The organism is Neptuniibacter sp. QD37_6, assembly GCF_047778085.1.
Taxonomy (GTDB): domain Bacteria; phylum Pseudomonadota; class Gammaproteobacteria; order Pseudomonadales; family Balneatricaceae; genus Neptuniibacter.
On record NZ_CP180550.1, the window covers coordinates 1483483 to 1502720 of the forward strand.

A 19238-nucleotide genomic window follows, 5' to 3' on the forward strand; every position below is an offset into this window, starting at 1 on the left:
GATAAGTTCCGTTATCTCTATGGGAAATATGACCTTTTTCTTCACCAAATATTCCTTTCAATATGGTTGCTTAGCTGGATAAGCAATTTTTTGCCTATTTTGCGAATGCAGATTCCAGCCTATAGATCCTTATTAGCCTTTAGTATTGCTTAGGTGTTAAGAAATGCTCTGTAACGCTTAATCATTCTTTATGTCGTGGGATTAGCGTACTGAGATCTGAATTCTCTTTGATAATTGCAGTTTAAAGCGAAATTTTGAGCGTAATTTTGCTTATTACTCGAATTCGGATAAGCAATATTTTGCCTGCTCATAATAGTGGTCGTGTTATGGTTTTTTTAACTGTTTGTTTTTAAATGATTAAATTTGTTTTTGGCTTTCTGGCATATCCATTGCTATACAGAATGGGTGTAACTCAAACTTTATAAAAAACCTCAAACTGGAGAAGGGTAAGAGGATGACAATAACAAAACGCACTTTTATTAAAGGTATGGGCGTAGCCCTAGCAATGAGTACAGCTATGGGCGCTGCAGGTCTGGCACAGGCTGATGACAAGCGCTCTTACATTTTGGCTACAGCGTCTACTGGCGGTACTTACTACCCAGTAGGTGTAGCGTTGGCGACACTAACTAAAGTTAAGCTAGAGCCAAAACATAAAATTTCTATGTCTGCGATTAACTCAGCAGGTTCGGGTGAGAACGTTAAACTGTTGGGCGAAAACGAAGCTCAGTTCGCGATTCTACAAGGTCTTTACGGCGCGTGGGCTTGGAATGGTGAAGGGCGTTTAAAAGAGACTGGCGCTAATAAAAACCTTCGTTCTGTAACTATGCTATGGCAGAACGTTGAGCAGTTTGTGGTTAAAAGTGACCTAGCTAAGACGGGCACAATTTCTGACATTACCGCTTTTGAAGGTAAAAAATTCTCAATTGGTAAAAAGAACTCTGGTACAGAAGGTTCTGGCCGCACAATCCTTGGCAACCTAGATGTTAACGTTGATGGCTTTAATCTAGCGCACATGGGGTACGGTGCATCTGCTGATGCTCTTCAGAACGGTACAATCGAAGGCATGAACATCCCATCAGGTGTTCCAACATCTGCGATTACTCGTGCGTATGCTGCACTAGGTAGCGATATTACTGTTCTTAACTTTACTGACGAGCAGATCAAACAAGCGAACGGTGGTTACCAGCTTTGGACTCGTTATGAGATCCCAGCGAACACTTATCCAGGTCAAACTAAAGCGATCAACACAATGGCGCAGCCTAACTTCCTAGCGGTACGTGACGATGTATCCGACGAAGATGTTTACCTGCTGACTAAAACTGTTTACGAAAACCTACCGTTCCTAAATGGTATCCATAAAGCGACTAAGGCGATGGCTCTAGAAAAAGCGATCGCAGGTCTTCCTGTACCATTACACCCAGGTGCAGCGCGTTACTACAAAGAGAAAGGTATCAACATACCTGCGCACCTAATGGCGAAATAAGCTGAAGAGAGTATTCTTCAGAGGAACTAAATGTTGGTGGCGTGGTCATTTAGTTTAGTTCCCAGCTTTTAGGTTCGACCCGGTGCAGACTCAGTTACCAGCGAGACTGAGATCTGCACCACCCTATTTCCTATATTACGATCATGGTCATCCGAGCTCGGAAGGGGAGCGGCTGGCTGTAATATCAGCGTGAGCGATCAGAAAGCATGGCTACAGAAACTTCTGTTACCGACCAGGAAGTCAGTGAAAAATTAAAAGGGCTAGAGTTAGCAAAGCGTCCAGAACAGTCGCTAACAGGGCGAGCGGTTTATTGGATTGGCGTAATGTTCGCCATAGCTCATATCTATTTCAATACTCTGGGTACTTGGTCAGAGCTTTATGTCTCTGCCATCCACTTTGGCGGTTTTGCGCTGATGTGTGGTTTGATGGTGCCGATGTTCAAAGGCGGTAGTGAAGCTAAGCAGAAGCTTGGTTTAGTGTTGGATGTGTTGTTGGGCATCGCCGCAATTGTCTGTGCGCTTTATCTTATCGGTTTTGAAGATGCGCTTTATGATCGAGGTGTGAAGTTTGCTCAGTGGGATTGGGTATTCTCTGTTTGTGCAATCTTTATCGCCTTAGAAATGGCGCGTAGAACAACAGGGTGGTTTATCCCTTGTTTGATTTTGGCTGCGCTGACTTATGTATTTTGGTGGGGTAAGTATATCGATGGCATCTTCGGCTTTGCCGGATTAAGCCTTGAGACTCTGCTATATCGATCTTATTTCTCTTCAGAAGGTATGTTCGGTCAGATCGCGCGTATCTCCTGGACCTATGTCTTTATGTTTATCTTGTTCGGTGCTTTTCTAGTTAAGTCCGGTGCAGGTGATTTTATTATTGATCTATCCCGCTGTGCAGCTGGCCGTTTTGTTGGCGGTCCTGGTTTTGTAGCAGTATTGGGTTCTGGTCTAATGGGATCGGTATCAGGTTCTTCTGTAGCAAATACGGTTTCTACTGGTGTAATCACTATCCCACTGATGAGAAAGGCGGGTTTCCCAGCAAGGTTCTCTGCAGGGGTTGAGGCAGCAGCATCGACAGGTGGGCAGTTAATGCCACCGGTTATGGGTGCAGGTGCGTTTATTATGGCGTCTTACACTCAGATCTCTTATTTGGATATCATTGCCATTGCTGCACTTCCTGCGTTGTTGTATTTCTTATCTGTAGGCTTCTTTGTTCGTGTTGAAGCGAAACGTAGTCATGCTCATGCGGTTGAGTTGGATACACGCCCGATTAGTGAAGTATTTAAAGAGGGCTGGCACTTCCTGCTCCCATTGGTTGTTCTAGTCGCACTGCTTATATATGGCTTCACACCTACCTATGCAGCAGGCCTATCAATTATCTCGGTAATCGTTTCATCTTGGTTATCTAAGAACCCAATGGGGCCTAAAGCAATTTTGGATGCTTTAGCGCAAGGCTCTAAAAACATGGCGACCACTGCAATGCTACTGATCTCAGTTGGATTGGTTGTAAACGTTGTTGCTATGACCGGTATCGGTAATACCTTCTCTCTAATGGTGACGGATTGGGCGAGCGGCAGCTTGTTCATTACCTTGGTATTGGTTGCTTTAGCATCGCTTATCTTAGGTATGGGCTTACCTGTTACGGCGGCTTATATAGTCTTGGCAACGCTTTCTGCGCCAGCACTTTACGGTTTGATGGCTGAAAGCCGACTGTTAGATATGATTGTTGAAGGTACATTGCCAGAAGCAGCTAAAACCATATTTATGCTGGTGGATATGGAGAAGGTAGCTCTGTTAGCTGCCCCTATGGCGGAAGCCGATGCCAAAGCGCTACTTGATCTAGTACCTGCGGACTTTAAAGGGCAGCTTCTAGAGCAGGCGATGGCGCCGGAAGTGTTGGCGATGATTCTACTGTCTGCGCACATGATTATCTTCTGGTTGTCGCAAGACTCTAACGTTACGCCACCGGTTTGCTTAACCGCGTTTGCTGCAGCTGCAATTGCAAAAACACCGCCAATGGCGACAGGCTTCACTGCTTGGAAGGTCGCGAAAGGTTTGTATATCGTGCCGCTTCTATTTGCTTACACCAACTTTATTGGTGGTACAGCGATGGAGGTGTTCAGCATCTTTATCTTTGCTGTCTTTGGTTTGTATGCCTTTGTTGGTTTTATGGAAGGCTATTTAGAAGGGAAGTTGAATATTGTTCTGCGTATAATCTGTGGCGCTCTGGCAGTTGCTTTGCTTTGGCCACATGGTGAAGTGCTGATCAATTTGGTTGCTGCGGCACTGTTCGCTGTGATCTTTATGTATAGCCGTCGTTTTGCTGATTCAGAAGGTAGTGCTGCATAGCACTACCTTCGAGTACTGACTTAAGGATATTAGGTGTGAGCCTGACTTCAGATAAAAAAATATATGATTTCATTGTCATTGGTGGCGGTATTCTAGGGATGTCGACGGCGTGGCAATTACAGAAAAAGTATCCGGGCAAATCGGTCTTGGTGATAGAAAAAGAGTCCAGCGCGGCTCAGCATCAAACGGGTCATAACTCGGGTGTGATTCACGCCGGTGTTTATTACAAACCGGGCAGTTTGAAAGCACGTTTCTGTAAAGAGGGTAACGTAGCTACTAAAGCTTTTTGCCGTGAACACGATATTCCGTTTGATGAGTGCGGCAAGCTGTTGGTTGCGACCAACCAGAAAGAACTTGAGCGCATGCAGGCACTTGTTGGTCGCTGTGCTGAAAATGGCATCGAAATAGAAGTGCTGGATCAAGCACAACTGCGTGAGCGTGAACCTAATATTACCGGCGTAGGTGCGATTTTTGTGCCTTCTACAGGTATTGTTTGCTACACGCAGATCTCCAGCAAGATGGGGGAATTGGTAGAGCAAGCCGGTGGTGAAGTTCGCTTTAATACTCGCGTTACAGGTATTGAAGAGTTCGCGGATCGCGTGACTGTTTTTGCTGAAAATGAACGTTTCCAAGGACGCTTTTTAGTGAGTTGTTCAGGGCTGCAGTCAGATCGTATTGTTGAGATGATGGGGTTAGAACCTGACTTCCGAATCATTCCATTCCGTGGTGAATACTATCTGTTAGATGAGCAACACAATCAGATTGTGAATCATCTAATCTACCCGATCCCAGATCCTGACCTTCCTTTCTTGGGCGTGCATTTAACTCGTATGATCGATGGTACGGTAACCGTCGGTCCTAACGCCGTATTAGCGTTCAAACGTGAAGGTTACAAAAAGACCGACATCAGTTTGAAAGATAGTTTCCAGATGCTGACCTATCCGGGAATGATCAAGCTGCTGTTCAAGCATTTCAAAGCGAGTATGACTGAGTTGAAAAACTCAATTTCGAAACCGGGCTATCTAAAGCTGGTTCAGAAATACTGCCCGTCTTTGACATTAGACGATATGAAGGAGTATCCAGCGGGTATTCGTGCTCAAGCTGTTTCTAAAAACGGGGATGTTATCGATGACTTCTTATTTATGAATACGAGTAGGGCATTAGCGGTATGTAATGCTCCATCCCCAGCTGCAACTTCTGCTATCCCGATTGGTCAGCATATTGTTGAGCAGGTGAGTGTGTTAGTAGAGAAGTAAAGCTCTTATTGCCTACAACGGGCTTTATACGTCAAAGCGTGTGAAGCCCGCAGTTTTTTGATGGCGTTGGCCAAAGTGTTCTGCTTGGTTGTCGCACTCTTGACGGAGTTGATAGTTAGCCATCATCAGCTCCTTACAAATCTTGCACCACGCTTTTGCTTCTGGTTTCCCTAATTTTTGTAGTTGCTCTTTACTAGGGTTGCCATCCGTAGCGATCATAACTTCGGTGCATTCCTTACAATATTCCATTACTTTTCCCACCATCTAATTTAATTTTTTGTATTTGTAATCACGTTGCAGCTTAGTCGCCAACTCTAGATTTTGTTATTAGAAAATTTCTTAATTTGATGATCTTTCGACTTTTTGATGAGTCATCGTGCTAGTGTTTCAGTTAACTACATTTTTCCCATAAATGAATAAATAAGGGTATATAATGAGCTTTATAGCGTTATCGTTTATCTCTGTTTTTCTCTTTATTTTGTTTTGGCAACTGCGACAGCGAAAGGTTAAAAAGAAGCGTAGTGAACTTATCGAAAGTTACGTTTTTCCTGAACGATTGACAGTAGAGCTTCGAAAGCGTTATCCACATCTGTCTGATACGGATTGTGACAAGGTGATGGAAGGGTTAAGGGAATTCTTTCTAATCAGTCTGGCGGCAAAAAACAGAGTCATAGCCATGCCATCGCAAGCGGTGGATGTGGTATGGCATGAGTTTATTTTGTTTACTCGTGATTATGAGTTGTTCTGTTCTAGAGCGCTTGGACGATTTCTGCATCACATCCCAGCAGAAGCGATGACAAAACCAACCCAAGCCCACGAGGGGATTAAACGAGTTTGGAAATATTCATGTTTACGGGAGGGGATAGATCCTAAGGCTCCGACACGTTTACCTCTTTTGTTCGCGATTGATTCTGAACTAAAAATTGAGGATGGCTTCACCTACCAGTTAAATTGCAAAGGTCGTGAAAACGATGGTTACTGTGCCAGTCACATCGGCTGCGGAGGTGGAGGGTGCAGTTCTAGTGACGACTCTGGGTGCGGGGGAGGTTGTGGCGGTGGAGATTAACCGCTACCACACTCCAATGCCTTTAGGTCTCCGCGCTGTCCAATAGTGTTTTTGCCAATAGGAGTTATCTAATCGACTAATGATCACCCCTTTACTGGTAGAGGCGTGTAGGAACTGGCCTTCCTGAATATAAATGCCTACATGTCTTTGTTTATAGCCTGTTTGAAAGAAGACTAAATCACCAGCCTTTAACTGGCTTTTAGGAATGTTGTAACCACTGCCCAGTTGATCGCGCGTCGTACGTGGAATATCTACACCAAACTGATCTCGGAACGTGACCTGGGTAAATGCGGAGCAATCGATACCTGATCTATTGTTCCCACCAAGACGATAGGGTGTTCCTGCCCAACTACTATATTGATCAAGTAAAGCTTGGCTCACAGGTGATTGTGCCTGCATAGATACAGTTGGAGCAGACGACTGTTTTGACGTACTTGAGCAACCGCTTAAAACAACACCGGTTAGTATAAGAACGATAGGAGTATAAAATTTCATCAAATTTCACCTTCTTTTCGTATAGATCAGGGTTGCGAACAGTATAACGCCAACTAAAATTTACAAAAGCTTAAAACCGTTTGGCTTTCGGGCTGTAACTGCCTATTATGCCCAGCTATTTTTCCAGCCCTTAGTAAGCGAAGAGTTCATGACAGAAGATTTTCAGGTCGGCCAACGTTGGTACAGCTACACAGAAGCTGAGTTAGGTTTAGGTGTAGTCACTGAATTGGTTAATCGCAGTGTAACAATTTTTTTCCCGGCGATCGGTGAAGAGCGTACTTACGCGCAAAGCAATGCTCCTTTGAGTCGTATTGTGTATCCGATTGGCGATCAGATCTCCGATGATGATGGTCTGTCTATCACTGTTACTGAACATCAAGAAAGTAAAGGCTGTGTTATCTATTTTGGTGATGATGCCGAAGGTGACGAACAGATTATTCATGAAGCGTCTTTAGAAAGTGCGGTTCATTTTAGTAAGCCTTATGAGCGTTTATTTGCAGGGCAGATCGACAAACTTCGTCACTACGAACTTCGTCAAGAAACACTTAAACTGCAACATAAGCATCATAATTCCGCTGCTTATGGTTTGATCGGTCCTCGCGTTCAATATTTACCACACCAGTTTTATATTGCGTCTGAAGTCGGTAAGCGTACAGCCCCACGTGTATTGCTAGCCGATGAAGTAGGTTTGGGTAAAACCATCGAAGCCGGTTTAATTCTTCATCAACAGCTTGTGTCTGGTTTAGCGAGCCGAGTTTTAGTTGTTGTTCCTGATAGTTTGATTCACCAGTGGCTGGTGGAGATGTTGCGTCGCTTTAACCTGCATTTCTCTATTTTGGATGAAGGTCGTTGCGCTGAGAGTGAAGGCAACCCATTTGAGTCAGCACAATTGGTATTAAGCCCATTGTCACTGTTCACTCAGCATGAGAAACATCTTGAACAAGCGGTAGAAGCAGGTTGGGATCTGATGGTGGTGGATGAAGCTCATCATCTAGGTTGGAGTGAAGAGGGCGCCAGCCATGCTTATACCTGTATTGAAAGCCTAGCACAGCACGTAAAAGGTCTGTTGTTGTTGACTGCAACGCCTGAGCAGTTGGGCATTGAAAGTCACTTTGCTCGCTTACGCTTGTTAGATCCAGATCGCTACTACGATCTGCAAAAGTTCATTGAAGAAGAGCAAACATTCAAATGTGTAAACCAGCTAATTGAAACGCTACAAAACCCAGAAGGTTGGGATAAAGCTTTACAAGATGAAGAGTTTACTGCGCTCTTGCACCAGTATCTGGGCGATGAGATGGCTGATCATCTGGAAGTTCATAAAGATGATGATTCTGAAGAGCGCGAACAGTTAATTGAGAAAACAGTACGTACCTTGTTAGATCAGCACGGTACAGGCCGAGTGCTTTTCCGTAACACACGTGAAAGTGTTCAAGGCTTCCCTGAACGTAAACTTCATAGCTATGAGCTACCACTGCCTGATGCATATAAGGAAGTGATTGCAGATGCGCCAATGGAGCGTCAGCTGCACCCTGAATCTTTGATCGGTAATGGTGAAGGTTCTGCTTGGTTATTAGAAGATAACCGTGCCGATTGGTTGATTAAATGGCTGGAAGATTTCAAAGGTGAGAAGGTTCTAGTGATTTGTGCTCACGCGCAAACGGCAATTACATTGGAAAAACAGCTACGCCTATTTGAAGGTAAGCGGACTGCATTGTTCCATGAAGGCATGAGCCTTGTTGAGCGTGACCGTGCAGCGGCTTACTTCGCTGATTCTGAGCAGGGGGCTCAGCTTCTGATCTGTTCTGAGATTGGTAGTGAAGGTCGTAATTTCCAGTTTGCGCATCACATGGTGATGTTCGATTTGCCTATGAACCCGGATCTACTGGAGCAGCGTATTGGTCGCCTTGACCGTATTGGTCAACTTCAAGATGTAAATATCCATGTACCTTACTTTGCTGACAGTGCGCAATCTGTGTTGCTGCGTTGGTACGCAGAGGGTTTAGGTGCGTTCGAACAGGTATGCCCAACGGGGCAATCACTGTTGCAGCAATATGCCGCTCAGTTACATGAGTGCATGGAAAACCCGCTTGATCAGACTGCAGTTGATTCACTAATCGACGAAACGGCTCAGACGCAAGCAGCGTTGCTGGCTGAGTTGCAGGAAGGTCGTGATCGTTTGCTCGAGCTGAACTCCTGTAATGCTGGTATGGCTGAAGAGCTGTTAGATGCGGTTGAAGAAGATAGTCAGCCGGGCAAGTTAGCCTCCTTTATGGGCCGTATCTTTGATCACTTTGGTGTTGAACAAGAAACTACAGGCATTAATGGTGTGATCCTCCATCCGGGTGATCATATGCTGAATAGTCATTTCCCTGGCTTACCAAGTGACGGTATGACTGCTACTTTCCAGCGTAACGAAGCACTGTCTCGTGAAGATATGCATTTCCTAAGCTGGGAGCACCCAATGGTCTCTGGCGGGATGGAGATGATGCTTGAGGGCAGCTACGGTAGCTCAACCCTTTGCACAATGAAGCTTCTACCACTGAAAGCGGGTAGCTTGCTGATTGAAGCTGTTTTCAGAATACATTCCATTTCTGATCGTTCTCTGCAGTTGCAACGTTATCTGCCAGATGCGTGTGTTCGTCGTGTAATTGACAGTAACGGAAATGATCTGACCGGTGTTATTACCGAACAGCACTTCGCTACATTGGGTAAGCGTGTAGGTAAGAATGTTGCTTATAACTTGGTAAAACATACCCGCGATGAGATTACCGAGCTGGTTGCTAAGCTGGAAGAGCAGGTTGAACAAACTGAAGCGGACCTGTTGGTGCAAGCAAAAGAATCCATTGCTGAGCAGATGGAAACAGAGCTAGATCGATTAAAGGCGCTGGCTAAGGTAAATCCAAATATCCGTGATGAAGAGCTAGAGGCTCTAACTATTCGCGAAGAAGATCTTTTAGCTGCTGTTGATGGTGCGTCATTGAAGATGGATTCCATTCGTATCGCAGTGGTAACGCACGAGTAATTAATAAAGCTTGGCTCGATAGTGATGTTAGAAAGCCCTAAAGTAGAGATGTTTTGGGGCTTTTTTATATCATCACCACCCGTTCCCACAATTACTTGATCTTGAACAAGTAAATACCGTATACCTTTGCATACAATTGCTCAACGAAACTAGGGCGGGAGTTCGGTTTGCCTCGTTGCTTAGTTATTAATTATTTTTCTTAAGTTTATTTCTCCACTAGCCAAGGAGGGGTCATGTTCCGGTCTCTAGCTAATTTAATAGATACAGTTTTAAGAACTTGCGGTTTTAAAACGCTTAATAGTCAATTCACCTTGTCATACGCGTTGGTATTTATACTAGCAGCGTCTTCAGGGATCAGTCTTTACTTCAGCATGTCGATCAATCCTCAGACCATTGATATGGCGGGTCGTCAGCGTATGTTGAGTCAAAAAATTGCAAAAGAAGCTCTGTTGGTTGCTGCTAATGTTGAGCAGCAAACCACGCTGCGTAAAACCATGGAACTGTTCGAGTCTTCTCATAAAACGATCATGATGGGTGACGCAGCATTGGGTATGAACCCAATTACAGATCCAACTATCGTGAAGCAGATGCAGCACGTTGATCAGTTGTGGGGTAGTTATAAAACTTTGATTAACAACCATGTTGATCAACCAAGTGATACCACGCTTGCCGAAATCAAAAAGCAATCACCGGTCATCCTTAAGGAGATGAACAAAGCAGTTGGAATGCTAACGAAACAAGCAAGTGCGACCAGTATGAATCAACTATTGATCGCGTTTTTCTGTGTAGTGGGTATTTTACTGTTAGTTGTGTTTGGCCGAGTATTTGGTTTAAGCATGCTAATGAATAACATCAAGCGTTTAAACGCACGTATGGTGGAAGTAGGTCAGGGCAACTTCTCGCATCGTTTTGATATTACCCATACTGATAATGAAATTGGACAGATGTTCAATGCCTACAACAACATGCTGAACCATGTTGGTGATCTTCTGAGGACTGTACAGACAGTAGCGCGAAATACCGAACGTCATGTAACTAACGTTGTGGATGCTACCTCTGATGCGAGCAATGGTGTAAGCCGACAATACGAGGATATCGAACTGGTTGCTGCAGCGATGACTGAGATGAGCGCTACAGTGCAGGAAGTTGCAAATAATGCCGTTGAAGCTGAACAAGCAGCACAAGAGACCGACATCCATGCTAAGAGTGGTGGTGATGTGGTTGGTCAATCCGGCAACCAAGCACAAGAAATGCTCGAGATGCTGAACAAAACAGCATCGGCTATTAAGGAACTTGAAGCTGAGACGCTTGCGGTTGGTAATGTGACTTCTGTGATAAATGACATCGCAGAGCAGACAAACCTTCTGGCGTTGAACGCGGCAATCGAGGCGGCACGTGCAGGTGATCAGGGCCGAGGCTTCGCAGTTGTTGCGGATGAGGTACGCACCTTGGCACAGCGTACACAGCAATCCACGCAAGAGATTCAGCAGATTATCGAACGTTTACAGAGCAAAGCGGAATCTGCAGTATCTTCAATGGGTGTAAGTACCGATCTTGCGGATCGTAGTAGTGAGCTTGCAAACTCTGCAGCAGCGGTGCTGGAGCAGATTATCTCGTCTGCGAATACGATCTCTTCAATGAACACCATGATCTCTACTGCAGCAGAGGAGCAGTCTTCTGTAGCAGCGGATATTGATCATCGTGTAGTAAATATCTCTGATATTGCGGGCCAAACTAAGCGCGATACTGATCGTGTGGTTGAAGCGACGGATCAAATTCGTAGAGAAGCGCACGAACTTAATCAGTTAGTGATGAAGTTCCAGCTTTGACCTGAATAAGTAAATACTAATCAAAAATGCCACCCTTGAGGTGGCATTTTTTTTGGCGCTTTACAGTTAAAATTCTGAACGCAGGAAAATGCATAAGAACTTAACTTTTCATTTGTCTGGGATCTGTTTTTCCAGTGGTGCTAAAAATTCAATTAAGTGTTTTAACGTTTTATGTAAAAGTCTTTACCACTGAATTATGTTTTCTATCTGTTGTTTCAGTGCCGCAGTTGTAAGGTGTTTCGTGCACAGTGTGGCTAGTACAACATCGTCGAAGAAGTCGATTACAAAGTGATAGTTTTCTTCTGATGCGAGCTCAATGCTAACTAAATGATCGCTTTTATTTTGATCTGCCAAAGTAGAAGGGGTAGAAGTTAAAAATTCTAATAACTCAATAAGAAATTCCGTATCCAGAGTTGAATGGCCTAACTTACCCTCTGGAGTTATCAAAGCAATGCCGACTACACCTTCTAGGAGGGAGATTTTGCTCAGTACCTTATCTGAGAAATCAATTCTATTCTCAGTGTATTGGATAACGTCGTCTAGGTTTAACTCATCTTCAACCACAGAAACGCTATTCATCTCATTTATTACTTGAGCTTGATCGGGGAGTAGTTCCTCTAACAAAAATAGAATGTCTTCTTTTTTGCGGGCATCAATAAAATAAACAGGTGCTTGAATACCAAGCTCGTGTAGCCAGCCTTTATACTGAGAGATTGATGGATTTGCTTCTATATCAGATTTCGTCACCGCAATAATCAAAGGCTTATCGTCAATAAGGTGGCGAAATTTTTTTGTATAGAAGTGAAGATCATGTTGAGGGTACTTGCGGCTGTTATCTAGGAATAAGATCTCACCTGAATAACCAGAAGCTAAGTTGGAAGTTATTATGTCCCACATAAATTGGAAACGTTCTTGCCCAGGCGTTCCATAACAATGAATGCGTTGATTGGTAGATGAGGTAACATAACCGTAGTCCATCGCTACAGTAGTGGTTATTTTTTGTTCTGATGTGCTATCTGATGCATTTGCTTCAGTGTTAAAGCTCTTGCCTTCGCTTATGGTGTTGATTGCAGTTGTTTTGCCGGCACCGACGGCACCGAAAAAAATAATCTTTTTGTCCCTCATATAGGGAACACCCCTTCTTAGGCTGGTACTTATAAGGTCAAGGAACTTGAAAAAGAGTCTAGTCTTATTTACTGAAAATCAGGATGTTGATGATAACAAGCATAGATGGATTTTTCTTGTAAATGCTAACTGAAAGTAAGATTAATCCTGTTTAAGCAAAGGAAGGCTTATTTAGAAATGATCTTAGTTATTATTGTCGGCTTGATATTGCTAAAGCTATACCAGTACCAATGAAGGTACTAGCAATTGTACGTGGAATCCAGTGTGAATCGGAAAGTGACTTAGAGCGCTTTAAAAGCCTTGATCCCCAGTAGCTATAGCTAATAAGGCAAGTAGCTGAACAGCATAAAAATGTACTGACTAATAATGAAAACTGCGGCAGTAGGTCCGCCTCAATCGTAATGAATTGGGGAAACAAAGCAGTAGTAAATACGATTGCTTTAGGGTTGGTTAGTGCGACCAGAACTCCCTGAAGAAAATAGCTGTGCTTTCTAGGCTTAGTGTGCTCAATAAGGTCTGAAGTCTTTAAAGACAGATTTGAACGCCAGATCTTTATGCCGAGGTATACAAGATAGATCGCGCCGAGATATTTGATGACCATAAACGCTGTTGAAGAACTGAGGACTAATGCACTCAGGCCTAAGACAGCACATGATGACATCACAAATAGCCCAGTTATATTCCCTAAAATCGTATATAGGGAAGACTTCCAGCCAGTTTTAAGAGAATGGGACAGCACTAATAAAATTGCAGGCCCAGGGGTGATCGTTGCCACCAGCGCTATCGAGATAAATGCAATCCAAGTACTGATCTCCATAAGGCATCCTCTTCAACTTGTGGTCTAGCGTGTTCTGATAGGTAGGAAGGGTTTAACTGCACTTTAACAATTAATACCAGCTATAAGCTATAGCTATAATTGTCGGAGATTAAGGCTATGATCCCTTTAACCTTGTCCTTGGTAGTACGCGGAAAATTCATCAATGAACAAGTGGACTTTGGCAGTGACGTGCTGCCTACTTGGATAGATGGCTGAAAGCTCCATTGTTGGGGCCAGCCATTCAGGAAGTAGATGTTTAATTGCTCCGGTTTCGATATAGGGCTTAACCACAAAATCGGGACAAAGGCTTATGCCTTGTCCGTTTAAAACCAAAGCGTTAACTGCCTGAGCACTGTTGATATTGAGCCCCGCATTTACCTCTATCGATTGACGTTGCCCATCTTCTTTATGGCTAAACTTCCAAACCTTGCCCGAACGATAATTTGTGTCTGCGATTAACTGATGGTTGTGTAGATCGCTTAATATTTTGATTTCAGAATGCTGTTTTAGGTATTTTGGGCTAGCGCACAAATAACTATGTATAGTGCTGATTGGTTTAGCAATTAGAGAGGAATCTTGAGGTTTACCAATCCGGATGGCTAAGTCGTAGCCTTCATCAATCAAATCCACATAACGATCATTGAGCTGAAGGTCTATCTGTACTTCGGGGTACTTTTCTTTAAAGGTGCTTAACACAGGCGTTAAGTGAATTTCTGCAAAGGTGCTTGGCGCTGAAATTTTCAGCAGCCCTTGAGGTGTTTGATGCAGTTCTTTTACAGAATGGTGGAGGCTGTTAAAGCTTTCTAGCAAATCATTGCAGGGCTCAAGGTATGCAAATCCCGTTGTTGTTAGGCTTATTTGCCGCGTAGTACGGTTTAATAATCTTACACCGAGTTCTGTTTCTAACTGCGCGATATAGTTACTTACTTGTACTTTAGAAATGCCAAGCTTTCGAGCTGCTGCTGAAAAGCCTTTTTCTTTGACCACTACAGTAAATACCTGCATACAGGTAATACGATCCATGAGACTAATCTCGATTGTTAATGAAAGTGAAACAATCTATTAATAACTAAATGTATAGTAAATACATCTTATTGTGGGCATACTTCGATTCAAATAGATGAGCTCTATCGCTTTGTTGTATCTCTTTATTCTGATTAAGAGAGTGAAGGCTGCAGGAATAAAGCAACTCACCGCAGCAAAGGGTGGTTTTAAAGAACGTAAATCTGGTGAATTGGAGGTCGGTTATCCGGTCCTCTTTACTTACTTTTAGAAACGGGAATAAACATGTCCAAAGAGATCCTGATCAATCCTGCACGCTTAAGAGATGCGGAACGTATAGTGCGCATAACCATGGCTATTATCTTGATAACGGCTGGAACCAGTAAATTTTTTAGCGACGGTGGCTTTGTAAATTACTACTCTGGCTTATTCCAAGGGGATCTGCGCATTCAACTGCCTGCAATCCTGATCGATATGTATCTAAGTTGTATTCAGTATATCGAAGTAGGCTTAGGTTTAGCCCTGTTGGTGCCTAGACTCAAAGCTTACACTATGTACGGTTGGTTTGGATTTATGCTGAGCTTGCTGGTAGGGCATTATATTTTGCAAGAATGGTCCGCTGTAAACCAGATGCTGGATTATATCTTCTTAGGAGTGTTGTGCTTTGTATTGCCTATGCATGGTGAATCTGAAGTTACTAATCAGCAATAGACCAAGCTTCTAATCTTAGGTATGTAAGGGGGCATGCTTAAGGTTAGTGAGTTTATGTAATTGAAAAAGGTTAACTATTTATTTTCTCTAGCCACGAAGTGGCGTCCTAAAAGCGTAGCGATCTCTAGCCAAAGGCGTCCTCTAGCGTCAGCGTCCTGAATTCAACCGACAATATCCAATTCTCTCTGCTTAAACTCAGCACCTAATCCTTCAACAATCTCCCGACACTGAGCAATATCAACACCATCTAAACCATTAATTGCGGATACTTGTACATCATCAATTAGCTCGTTGGCACGTTTGATAAAGGCTTGTACTGCTTGGTAAGAGTCGGGCAGGACAGGTTGGCAATGTTGCTGGTAGATCACTTCGTTTTGAGCATTAAGCGAGACGGATAGTGAATCTATGCATTCAGACAGTTCAGGCACTATATCGCGTTTGTGGAAGAGGCTACCAAGTCCGTCGGTGTTGATACGGGTATTGCCGCCGTTTTCTTTTACCCAATTAGCGATTTGTAAAAGGGTTTTTAAGCGTAAGGTGGGTTCGCCATAGCCGCAGAAAACGATCTCATCATAATCGGTCGGGTTGCCGATTAAGGGAATAATGGTGTCTGCTTCTGGGCGTTTGCTTAGATAGAGTTCGTGACCTTTAACTTCGGTTGAGCCGTTATGTTTTGGGCAGAACTGGCAGGCAAGAGTGCAGCGGTCGGTTAAGTTGATGTAGAGGCTATTTCGGATTTGATAAACGTAGCTATCTTGGTGCTCATTTGGGGTAGGGCGTTTTGCTGGGTTGGGGCGTTTATATGTCATAGCTTACGGCTTATCAGCGATATTTAGAGATAGAAATCTACTTTAGCAGGGCTAGTATTATAGGGTGTTGATGCTTATCAAAAGTGACCCGGTTAGGGTGCAAATGCACCCATAAACCGGTATCGAAGGGGAAGGTTTCGCTATGAAATTGGTAAGTACTTAAGCTGCCGCTCGGCGTGCACCGTGCTCAGGGTGAGTCGCTATAAAGTGGTTAAGTACTTTTTGCAGCATTTCTGCATGAGCATAGTTGTGATCGCGCTGGGCTTTTTCTATGTCATCCATAATGATGCGTTGAATCTTCTGTTCGCCATCGTGGGTAATCATGTAATGGCCGAGGGCCATGGCAATCATTGGGTCCATGTGTTCGTGTTCTGCAATGGCATCTACTTCGTCTGCAGTTAGGTCACTTAGTTCCAGACACTCTTCGTAGGTTAACATTTCTCTCTTCCTCTGCCTTTTACAGGTCATTTTTATTGGTGTTGCATTGATACGTGTTTAAGCCTCTTCCGGTCTCTCTCCAAACCGGCAAATTAGAGTTTAGGAGAGGAATCTAAGATTCTCTAATACATTAGGAGGATAAAAATTCACTATGAATATTCATTCAAGTATTGAAATTCATGTTGCAGCTGCGAAAGATGAGTTTGATTCAACTAAGGAGTTGCCATATTTAAAGGGCTAGCAGCGTGGTGCAGAACAGCAGCCCTATTTTGGTGCGTTTGAACCAGAATAGGGAGCTATAAAAATAATTTTTTTAGACGTTTAAAGAATAACTGGAAAGTCGGTCTTTAGACGTTCTAAAAGCGCTTGTTTTCCTTGTGGATTCTTTTGTGTGACATTTTCTCCAACTGTCGGAAAGTGGATGTCACGAAGGCGGGATAACCAGAAGCGTAATGCTGCAGTTTTCATCATTGCCGGTAGCAGATCGATCTCCATCGGATCTAAAGGGCGGATCTCCTGATACATGAGCAGCATTTGCTGCGCTTTTTGGTTATCAAACTGATTATTGGTTTCGTCAAAGCACCACGCATTAAGGGTAACGCTCAGATCGTATAGATAAGGTGTGGAGCAAGCATGGTAGAAATCGATCAGGCCTGATAGCCGATCACCATCAAACATAGCGTTGTCTGGGAAAAGGTCTGCGTGCACAGGTCCTGAGGGTAATGTAGTCCAGTCGATATCACCGGTTTCCATCAAACTGTTTTGTAATAGTGCTTGTTGCTCTTTATCTAGCTTTGGTAACACGCGAGATGCTAGCTCGTTACACCACTGCGGAATATGGCTGTATTCATTGAGCTCTAGTTGTGACGATAGCTGGTGGAACTGAGCGAGGGTACTGCCAATTGTTCTTGCTTGTGAAAGCGTTGGTTGTTCTAGTGGAGCGCCTTCTAAGCAGTTCATTAACACGGCGGGTTTGCCGTTAAGCGTTCCAAATAGATTACCGTTGTTAAGATGGATTGGTTGAGCGCAGGCCAGATCGTTAATCGCGAGATGATCAACAAGACCCAGAATAAAGGACAGTTTCTCTTTATGTACAGATTCAACCAGTGTTAGGACAAAGCGGCCTTGATCGGTATCGACAAAAAAGTTGCTGTTCTCAACGCCTGCACTAATGCCTTTATAGCTTTGTAACTCACCGACAGAGTAGTTCTGAAGGTAGGTTTGAAGTTCTGAAAAGCTAACTGCGGTGTAAACTGACATTATCGGTCTTTGTCCTACAGGTGTATCTGTTAGTGATTTTTTGGTGATTCAGTGTTCTTTTGTAGCCACTGCCATAGGCTTTCTGCACAGCTCTTACGCACTAGAATGTCGTAATCCTTAGTGTCGTGCAGAGACATAATGTTGATGCCTTCAGCTAGCTCAACATCAGTCACGGGTAAGCATGAAAACTGCTGGGTATTAGAGCTGCTTAGCAGGTAATGAATTGCTGCTTTATTTAGATACGCTTTTGAGCCGTCTTCGGAGGTTTCTAGTTTAAGATCTTCGCCAAAGGTTTCGCGAAGTGCTTGAAAAACGGATTCATGTGCACCCGTAGGCGGCAGTACCAACCAACGGTTTTCGTTTATCCAAAGAATCGCTAAGCGGCCCATGCAGGAGATGCGATTAACCGTTAGTGGTTGTGCCACGCCCATCACTTCACCCACGGCAATAAGCAGATCTTGGTCAGGCTCGGCATCCAGTGCAAGATCGCCAATAAAAGGGCGTTCTCTCACAATAATGCTGTTAATCCGGCTGTCGTTGTCTATCGCTGCTTGAATATTCAAGTGAACCAGCGTGCCACCTTGAGGGGCCTTGTTAGTATTGTTTTGCATAGACATTTTTACTCCTTTACAGGGCTTTCGCCTGTAAATCAGCGTGGTAAGAGGAGCGAACCATCGGGCCACTGGCAACATTCTTAAAGCCAAGTTCGTAACCGATCTCTTCGTACTCTTTAAATTCTTCAGGTGTTACATAACGCTCTACAGCTAGGTGATACTTACTTGGCTGTAGGTATTGGCCAATGGTTAACATATCGACATCATTAGCACGAAGATCTTTCATTACTTTGATGATCTCTTCTTTGGTTTCACCCAAACCAACCATCAATCCAGATTTTGTATCGACTTCTGGATTTAAACGCTTAAATTGGTAAAGCAAGTTAAGGGAATTATGGTAATCCGCACCCGGGCGCACCGATGGGTACAAACTAGGCACAGTTTCCATATTGTGATTCAGAACATCTGGAACCTGCTGAGATAGGATCTCTAATGCAAGATCAACTTTGCCGCGAAAATCTGGGACTAAAATCTCAACTTTCAGATCTTCACTGACTTTACGTGCTTCATTTACTACTTCAGCGAAATGTGCAGCACCACCATCTCTTAGATCGTCACGATCTACCGAAGTGATAACTACATATTTAAGACCGAGCTTGTCGATTGTGGATGCACAATTCTTTGGTTCTTCTGGATCAAGCGCCATTGGTCGACCATGTGCTACATCACAGAAAGGGCAGCGACGAGTACAAATAGCACCCATTATCATCAATGTTGCTGTTTTGTGACTAAAGCACTCAGCCAAGTTAGGGCATGATGCTTCTTCACAAACCGTATGTAATTTAAGGTCGCGAAGTTGTTTCTTAACCTTTTTTACATTGGCATTTGAGCGGGCATCTATACGAATCCATTCCGGTTTACGTAGGCGTTCTCTTTCTGGGTCTGGTTTGTGACGCAGACGAGACATTTTTGATTCGCCTTTCAGCTCTTGTAGTGGAATCAATTCCATAGTGACACCTCGCGATG

At 43.8% G+C, this 19238-nt stretch carries 17 protein-coding genes; 7 read left to right on the top strand and 10 right to left on the bottom strand.

Annotated elements, in window-relative coordinates:
- The first annotated feature begins 454 nt into the window (after window positions 1-454).
- From ACMXYO_RS06980 to lhgO, 3 genes are all read left to right on the top strand, one after another.
- The gene (locus ACMXYO_RS06980; RefSeq protein WP_415887792.1) at window positions 455-1483 is read left to right on the top strand and encodes a TAXI family TRAP transporter solute-binding subunit; all 1029 of its coding nucleotides are present in this window, start codon (window positions 455-457) and stop codon (window positions 1481-1483) included.
- Between the two features lie 206 nt (window positions 1484-1689).
- Entirely contained in the window at window positions 1690-3828 is a 2139-nt protein-coding gene (locus tag ACMXYO_RS06985; RefSeq protein ID WP_415887793.1) for a TRAP transporter permease, read from the top strand.
- Between the two features lie 59 nt (window positions 3829-3887).
- Window positions 3888-5084: an L-2-hydroxyglutarate oxidase gene (gene lhgO / locus ACMXYO_RS06990; RefSeq protein WP_415888078.1), complete on the top strand. Its 1197-nt coding sequence runs from the start codon at window positions 3888-3890 to the stop codon at window positions 5082-5084.
- Between the two features lie 24 nt (window positions 5085-5108).
- Here the strand turns inward: lhgO and ACMXYO_RS06995 are convergent, their stop codons facing one another.
- Window positions 5109-5333 (bottom strand): hypothetical protein, encoded by a 225-nt coding sequence (locus ACMXYO_RS06995; RefSeq protein WP_415887794.1) that lies wholly within the window; start codon window positions 5331-5333, stop codon window positions 5109-5111.
- Window positions 5334-5517: 184 nt separating this feature from the next.
- Between ACMXYO_RS06995 and ACMXYO_RS07000 the strand changes: the two genes are divergently transcribed.
- Window positions 5518-6150 carry a glycine-rich domain-containing protein gene (locus tag ACMXYO_RS07000; RefSeq protein WP_415887795.1) on the top strand — a complete coding sequence of 211 codons (633 nt, stop codon included), beginning with the start codon at window positions 5518-5520 and terminating at the stop codon, window positions 6148-6150.
- A gap of 3 nt (window positions 6151-6153) precedes the next feature.
- Here ACMXYO_RS07000 and ACMXYO_RS07005 read toward each other — a convergent pair whose 3' ends face one another.
- Window positions 6154-6645: an NlpC/P60 family protein gene (locus ACMXYO_RS07005; RefSeq protein WP_415887796.1), complete on the bottom strand. Its 492-nt coding sequence runs from the start codon at window positions 6643-6645 to the stop codon at window positions 6154-6156.
- A 148-nt stretch (window positions 6646-6793) separates the two neighbouring features.
- Between ACMXYO_RS07005 and rapA the strand changes: the two genes are divergently transcribed.
- Together rapA and ACMXYO_RS07015 are read left to right on the top strand one after the other, a co-directional pair.
- On the top strand, window positions 6794-9667 hold the full coding sequence (gene rapA / locus ACMXYO_RS07010) for an RNA polymerase-associated protein RapA (protein ID WP_415887797.1): 2874 nt from the start codon (window positions 6794-6796) through the stop codon (window positions 9665-9667).
- Window positions 9668-9900: 233 nt separating this feature from the next.
- On the top strand, window positions 9901-11496 hold the full coding sequence (locus tag ACMXYO_RS07015) for a methyl-accepting chemotaxis protein (RefSeq protein WP_415887798.1): 1596 nt from the start codon (window positions 9901-9903) through the stop codon (window positions 11494-11496).
- 183 nt (window positions 11497-11679) lie between these two features.
- Here ACMXYO_RS07015 and ACMXYO_RS07020 read toward each other — a convergent pair whose 3' ends face one another.
- From ACMXYO_RS07020 to ACMXYO_RS07030, 3 genes are all read right to left on the bottom strand, one after another.
- Window positions 11680-12621, bottom strand: a complete 942-nt coding sequence (locus ACMXYO_RS07020) for a GTP-binding protein (protein ID WP_415887799.1) — start codon at window positions 12619-12621, stop codon at window positions 11680-11682.
- A 190-nt stretch (window positions 12622-12811) separates the two neighbouring features.
- On the bottom strand, window positions 12812-13438 hold the full coding sequence (locus tag ACMXYO_RS07025; RefSeq protein WP_415887800.1) for a LysE family translocator: 627 nt from the start codon (window positions 13436-13438) through the stop codon (window positions 12812-12814).
- A gap of 126 nt (window positions 13439-13564) precedes the next feature.
- The gene (locus ACMXYO_RS07030; protein ID WP_415887801.1) at window positions 13565-14461 is read right to left on the bottom strand and encodes a LysR family transcriptional regulator; all 897 of its coding nucleotides are present in this window, start codon (window positions 14459-14461) and stop codon (window positions 13565-13567) included.
- A gap of 264 nt (window positions 14462-14725) precedes the next feature.
- On the opposite strand from ACMXYO_RS07030, the gene ACMXYO_RS07035 reads away from it, so the two are divergent.
- Window positions 14726-15151, top strand: coding sequence for a hypothetical protein (locus tag ACMXYO_RS07035; protein WP_415887802.1), 426 nt, complete (start codon window positions 14726-14728; stop codon window positions 15149-15151).
- A 161-nt stretch (window positions 15152-15312) separates the two neighbouring features.
- On the opposite strand, the gene ACMXYO_RS07040 is transcribed toward ACMXYO_RS07035, so the two are convergent.
- The 5 genes from ACMXYO_RS07040 to lipA form a co-directional block, all read right to left on the bottom strand.
- Window positions 15313-15960, bottom strand: a complete 648-nt coding sequence (locus ACMXYO_RS07040) for a TatD family nuclease-associated radical SAM protein (protein WP_415887803.1) — start codon at window positions 15958-15960, stop codon at window positions 15313-15315.
- Between the two features lie 159 nt (window positions 15961-16119).
- Window positions 16120-16398, bottom strand: coding sequence for a hypothetical protein (locus tag ACMXYO_RS07045; protein WP_415887804.1), 279 nt, complete (start codon window positions 16396-16398; stop codon window positions 16120-16122).
- A 321-nt stretch (window positions 16399-16719) separates the two neighbouring features.
- Entirely contained in the window at window positions 16720-17658 is a 939-nt protein-coding gene (locus ACMXYO_RS07050; protein ID WP_415887805.1) for a homoserine kinase, read from the bottom strand.
- Between the two features lie 29 nt (window positions 17659-17687).
- Window positions 17688-18275 (bottom strand): sarcosine oxidase subunit gamma family protein, encoded by a 588-nt coding sequence (locus tag ACMXYO_RS07055; protein ID WP_415887806.1) that lies wholly within the window; start codon window positions 18273-18275, stop codon window positions 17688-17690.
- A 10-nt stretch (window positions 18276-18285) separates the two neighbouring features.
- Window positions 18286-19221 (bottom strand): lipoyl synthase, encoded by a 936-nt coding sequence (gene lipA / locus ACMXYO_RS07060; protein WP_415887807.1) that lies wholly within the window; start codon window positions 19219-19221, stop codon window positions 18286-18288.
- Window positions 19222-19238: the final 17 nt, after the last annotated feature.

What these genes read in the sequence shown, in the direction of transcription:
- ACMXYO_RS07030 (WP_415887801.1), bottom strand. Translation starts at nt 14,461, where the DNA reads ATGGATCGTATTACCTGTATGCAGGTATTTACTGTAGTGGTCAAAGAA.
- lipA (WP_415887807.1), bottom strand. Translation starts at nt 19,221, where the DNA reads ATGGAATTGATTCCACTACAAGAGCTGAAAGGCGAATCAAAAATGTCT.
- ACMXYO_RS07050 (WP_415887805.1), bottom strand. Translation starts at nt 17,658, where the DNA reads ATGTCAGTTTACACCGCAGTTAGCTTTTCAGAACTTCAAACCTACCTT.
- ACMXYO_RS07040 (WP_415887803.1), bottom strand. Translation starts at nt 15,960, where the DNA reads ATGACATATAAACGCCCCAACCCAGCAAAACGCCCTACCCCAAATGAG.
- ACMXYO_RS07020 (WP_415887799.1), bottom strand. Translation starts at nt 12,621, where the DNA reads ATGAGGGACAAAAAGATTATTTTTTTCGGTGCCGTCGGTGCCGGCAAA.
- ACMXYO_RS07045 (WP_415887804.1), bottom strand. Translation starts at nt 16,398, where the DNA reads ATGTTAACCTACGAAGAGTGTCTGGAACTAAGTGACCTAACTGCAGAC.
- ACMXYO_RS07015 (WP_415887798.1), top strand. Translation starts at nt 9,901, where the DNA reads ATGTTCCGGTCTCTAGCTAATTTAATAGATACAGTTTTAAGAACTTGC.
- ACMXYO_RS06985 (WP_415887793.1), top strand. Translation starts at nt 1,690, where the DNA reads ATGGCTACAGAAACTTCTGTTACCGACCAGGAAGTCAGTGAAAAATTA.
- ACMXYO_RS06980 (WP_415887792.1), top strand. Translation starts at nt 455, where the DNA reads ATGACAATAACAAAACGCACTTTTATTAAAGGTATGGGCGTAGCCCTA.
- ACMXYO_RS07055 (WP_415887806.1), bottom strand. Translation starts at nt 18,275, where the DNA reads ATGTCTATGCAAAACAATACTAACAAGGCCCCTCAAGGTGGCACGCTG.
- ACMXYO_RS07025 (WP_415887800.1), bottom strand. Translation starts at nt 13,438, where the DNA reads ATGGAGATCAGTACTTGGATTGCATTTATCTCGATAGCGCTGGTGGCA.
- ACMXYO_RS07035 (WP_415887802.1), top strand. Translation starts at nt 14,726, where the DNA reads ATGTCCAAAGAGATCCTGATCAATCCTGCACGCTTAAGAGATGCGGAA.
- ACMXYO_RS06995 (WP_415887794.1), bottom strand. Translation starts at nt 5,333, where the DNA reads ATGGAATATTGTAAGGAATGCACCGAAGTTATGATCGCTACGGATGGC.
- rapA (WP_415887797.1), top strand. Translation starts at nt 6,794, where the DNA reads ATGACAGAAGATTTTCAGGTCGGCCAACGTTGGTACAGCTACACAGAA.
- ACMXYO_RS07005 (WP_415887796.1), bottom strand. Translation starts at nt 6,645, where the DNA reads ATGAAATTTTATACTCCTATCGTTCTTATACTAACCGGTGTTGTTTTA.
- ACMXYO_RS07000 (WP_415887795.1), top strand. Translation starts at nt 5,518, where the DNA reads ATGAGCTTTATAGCGTTATCGTTTATCTCTGTTTTTCTCTTTATTTTG.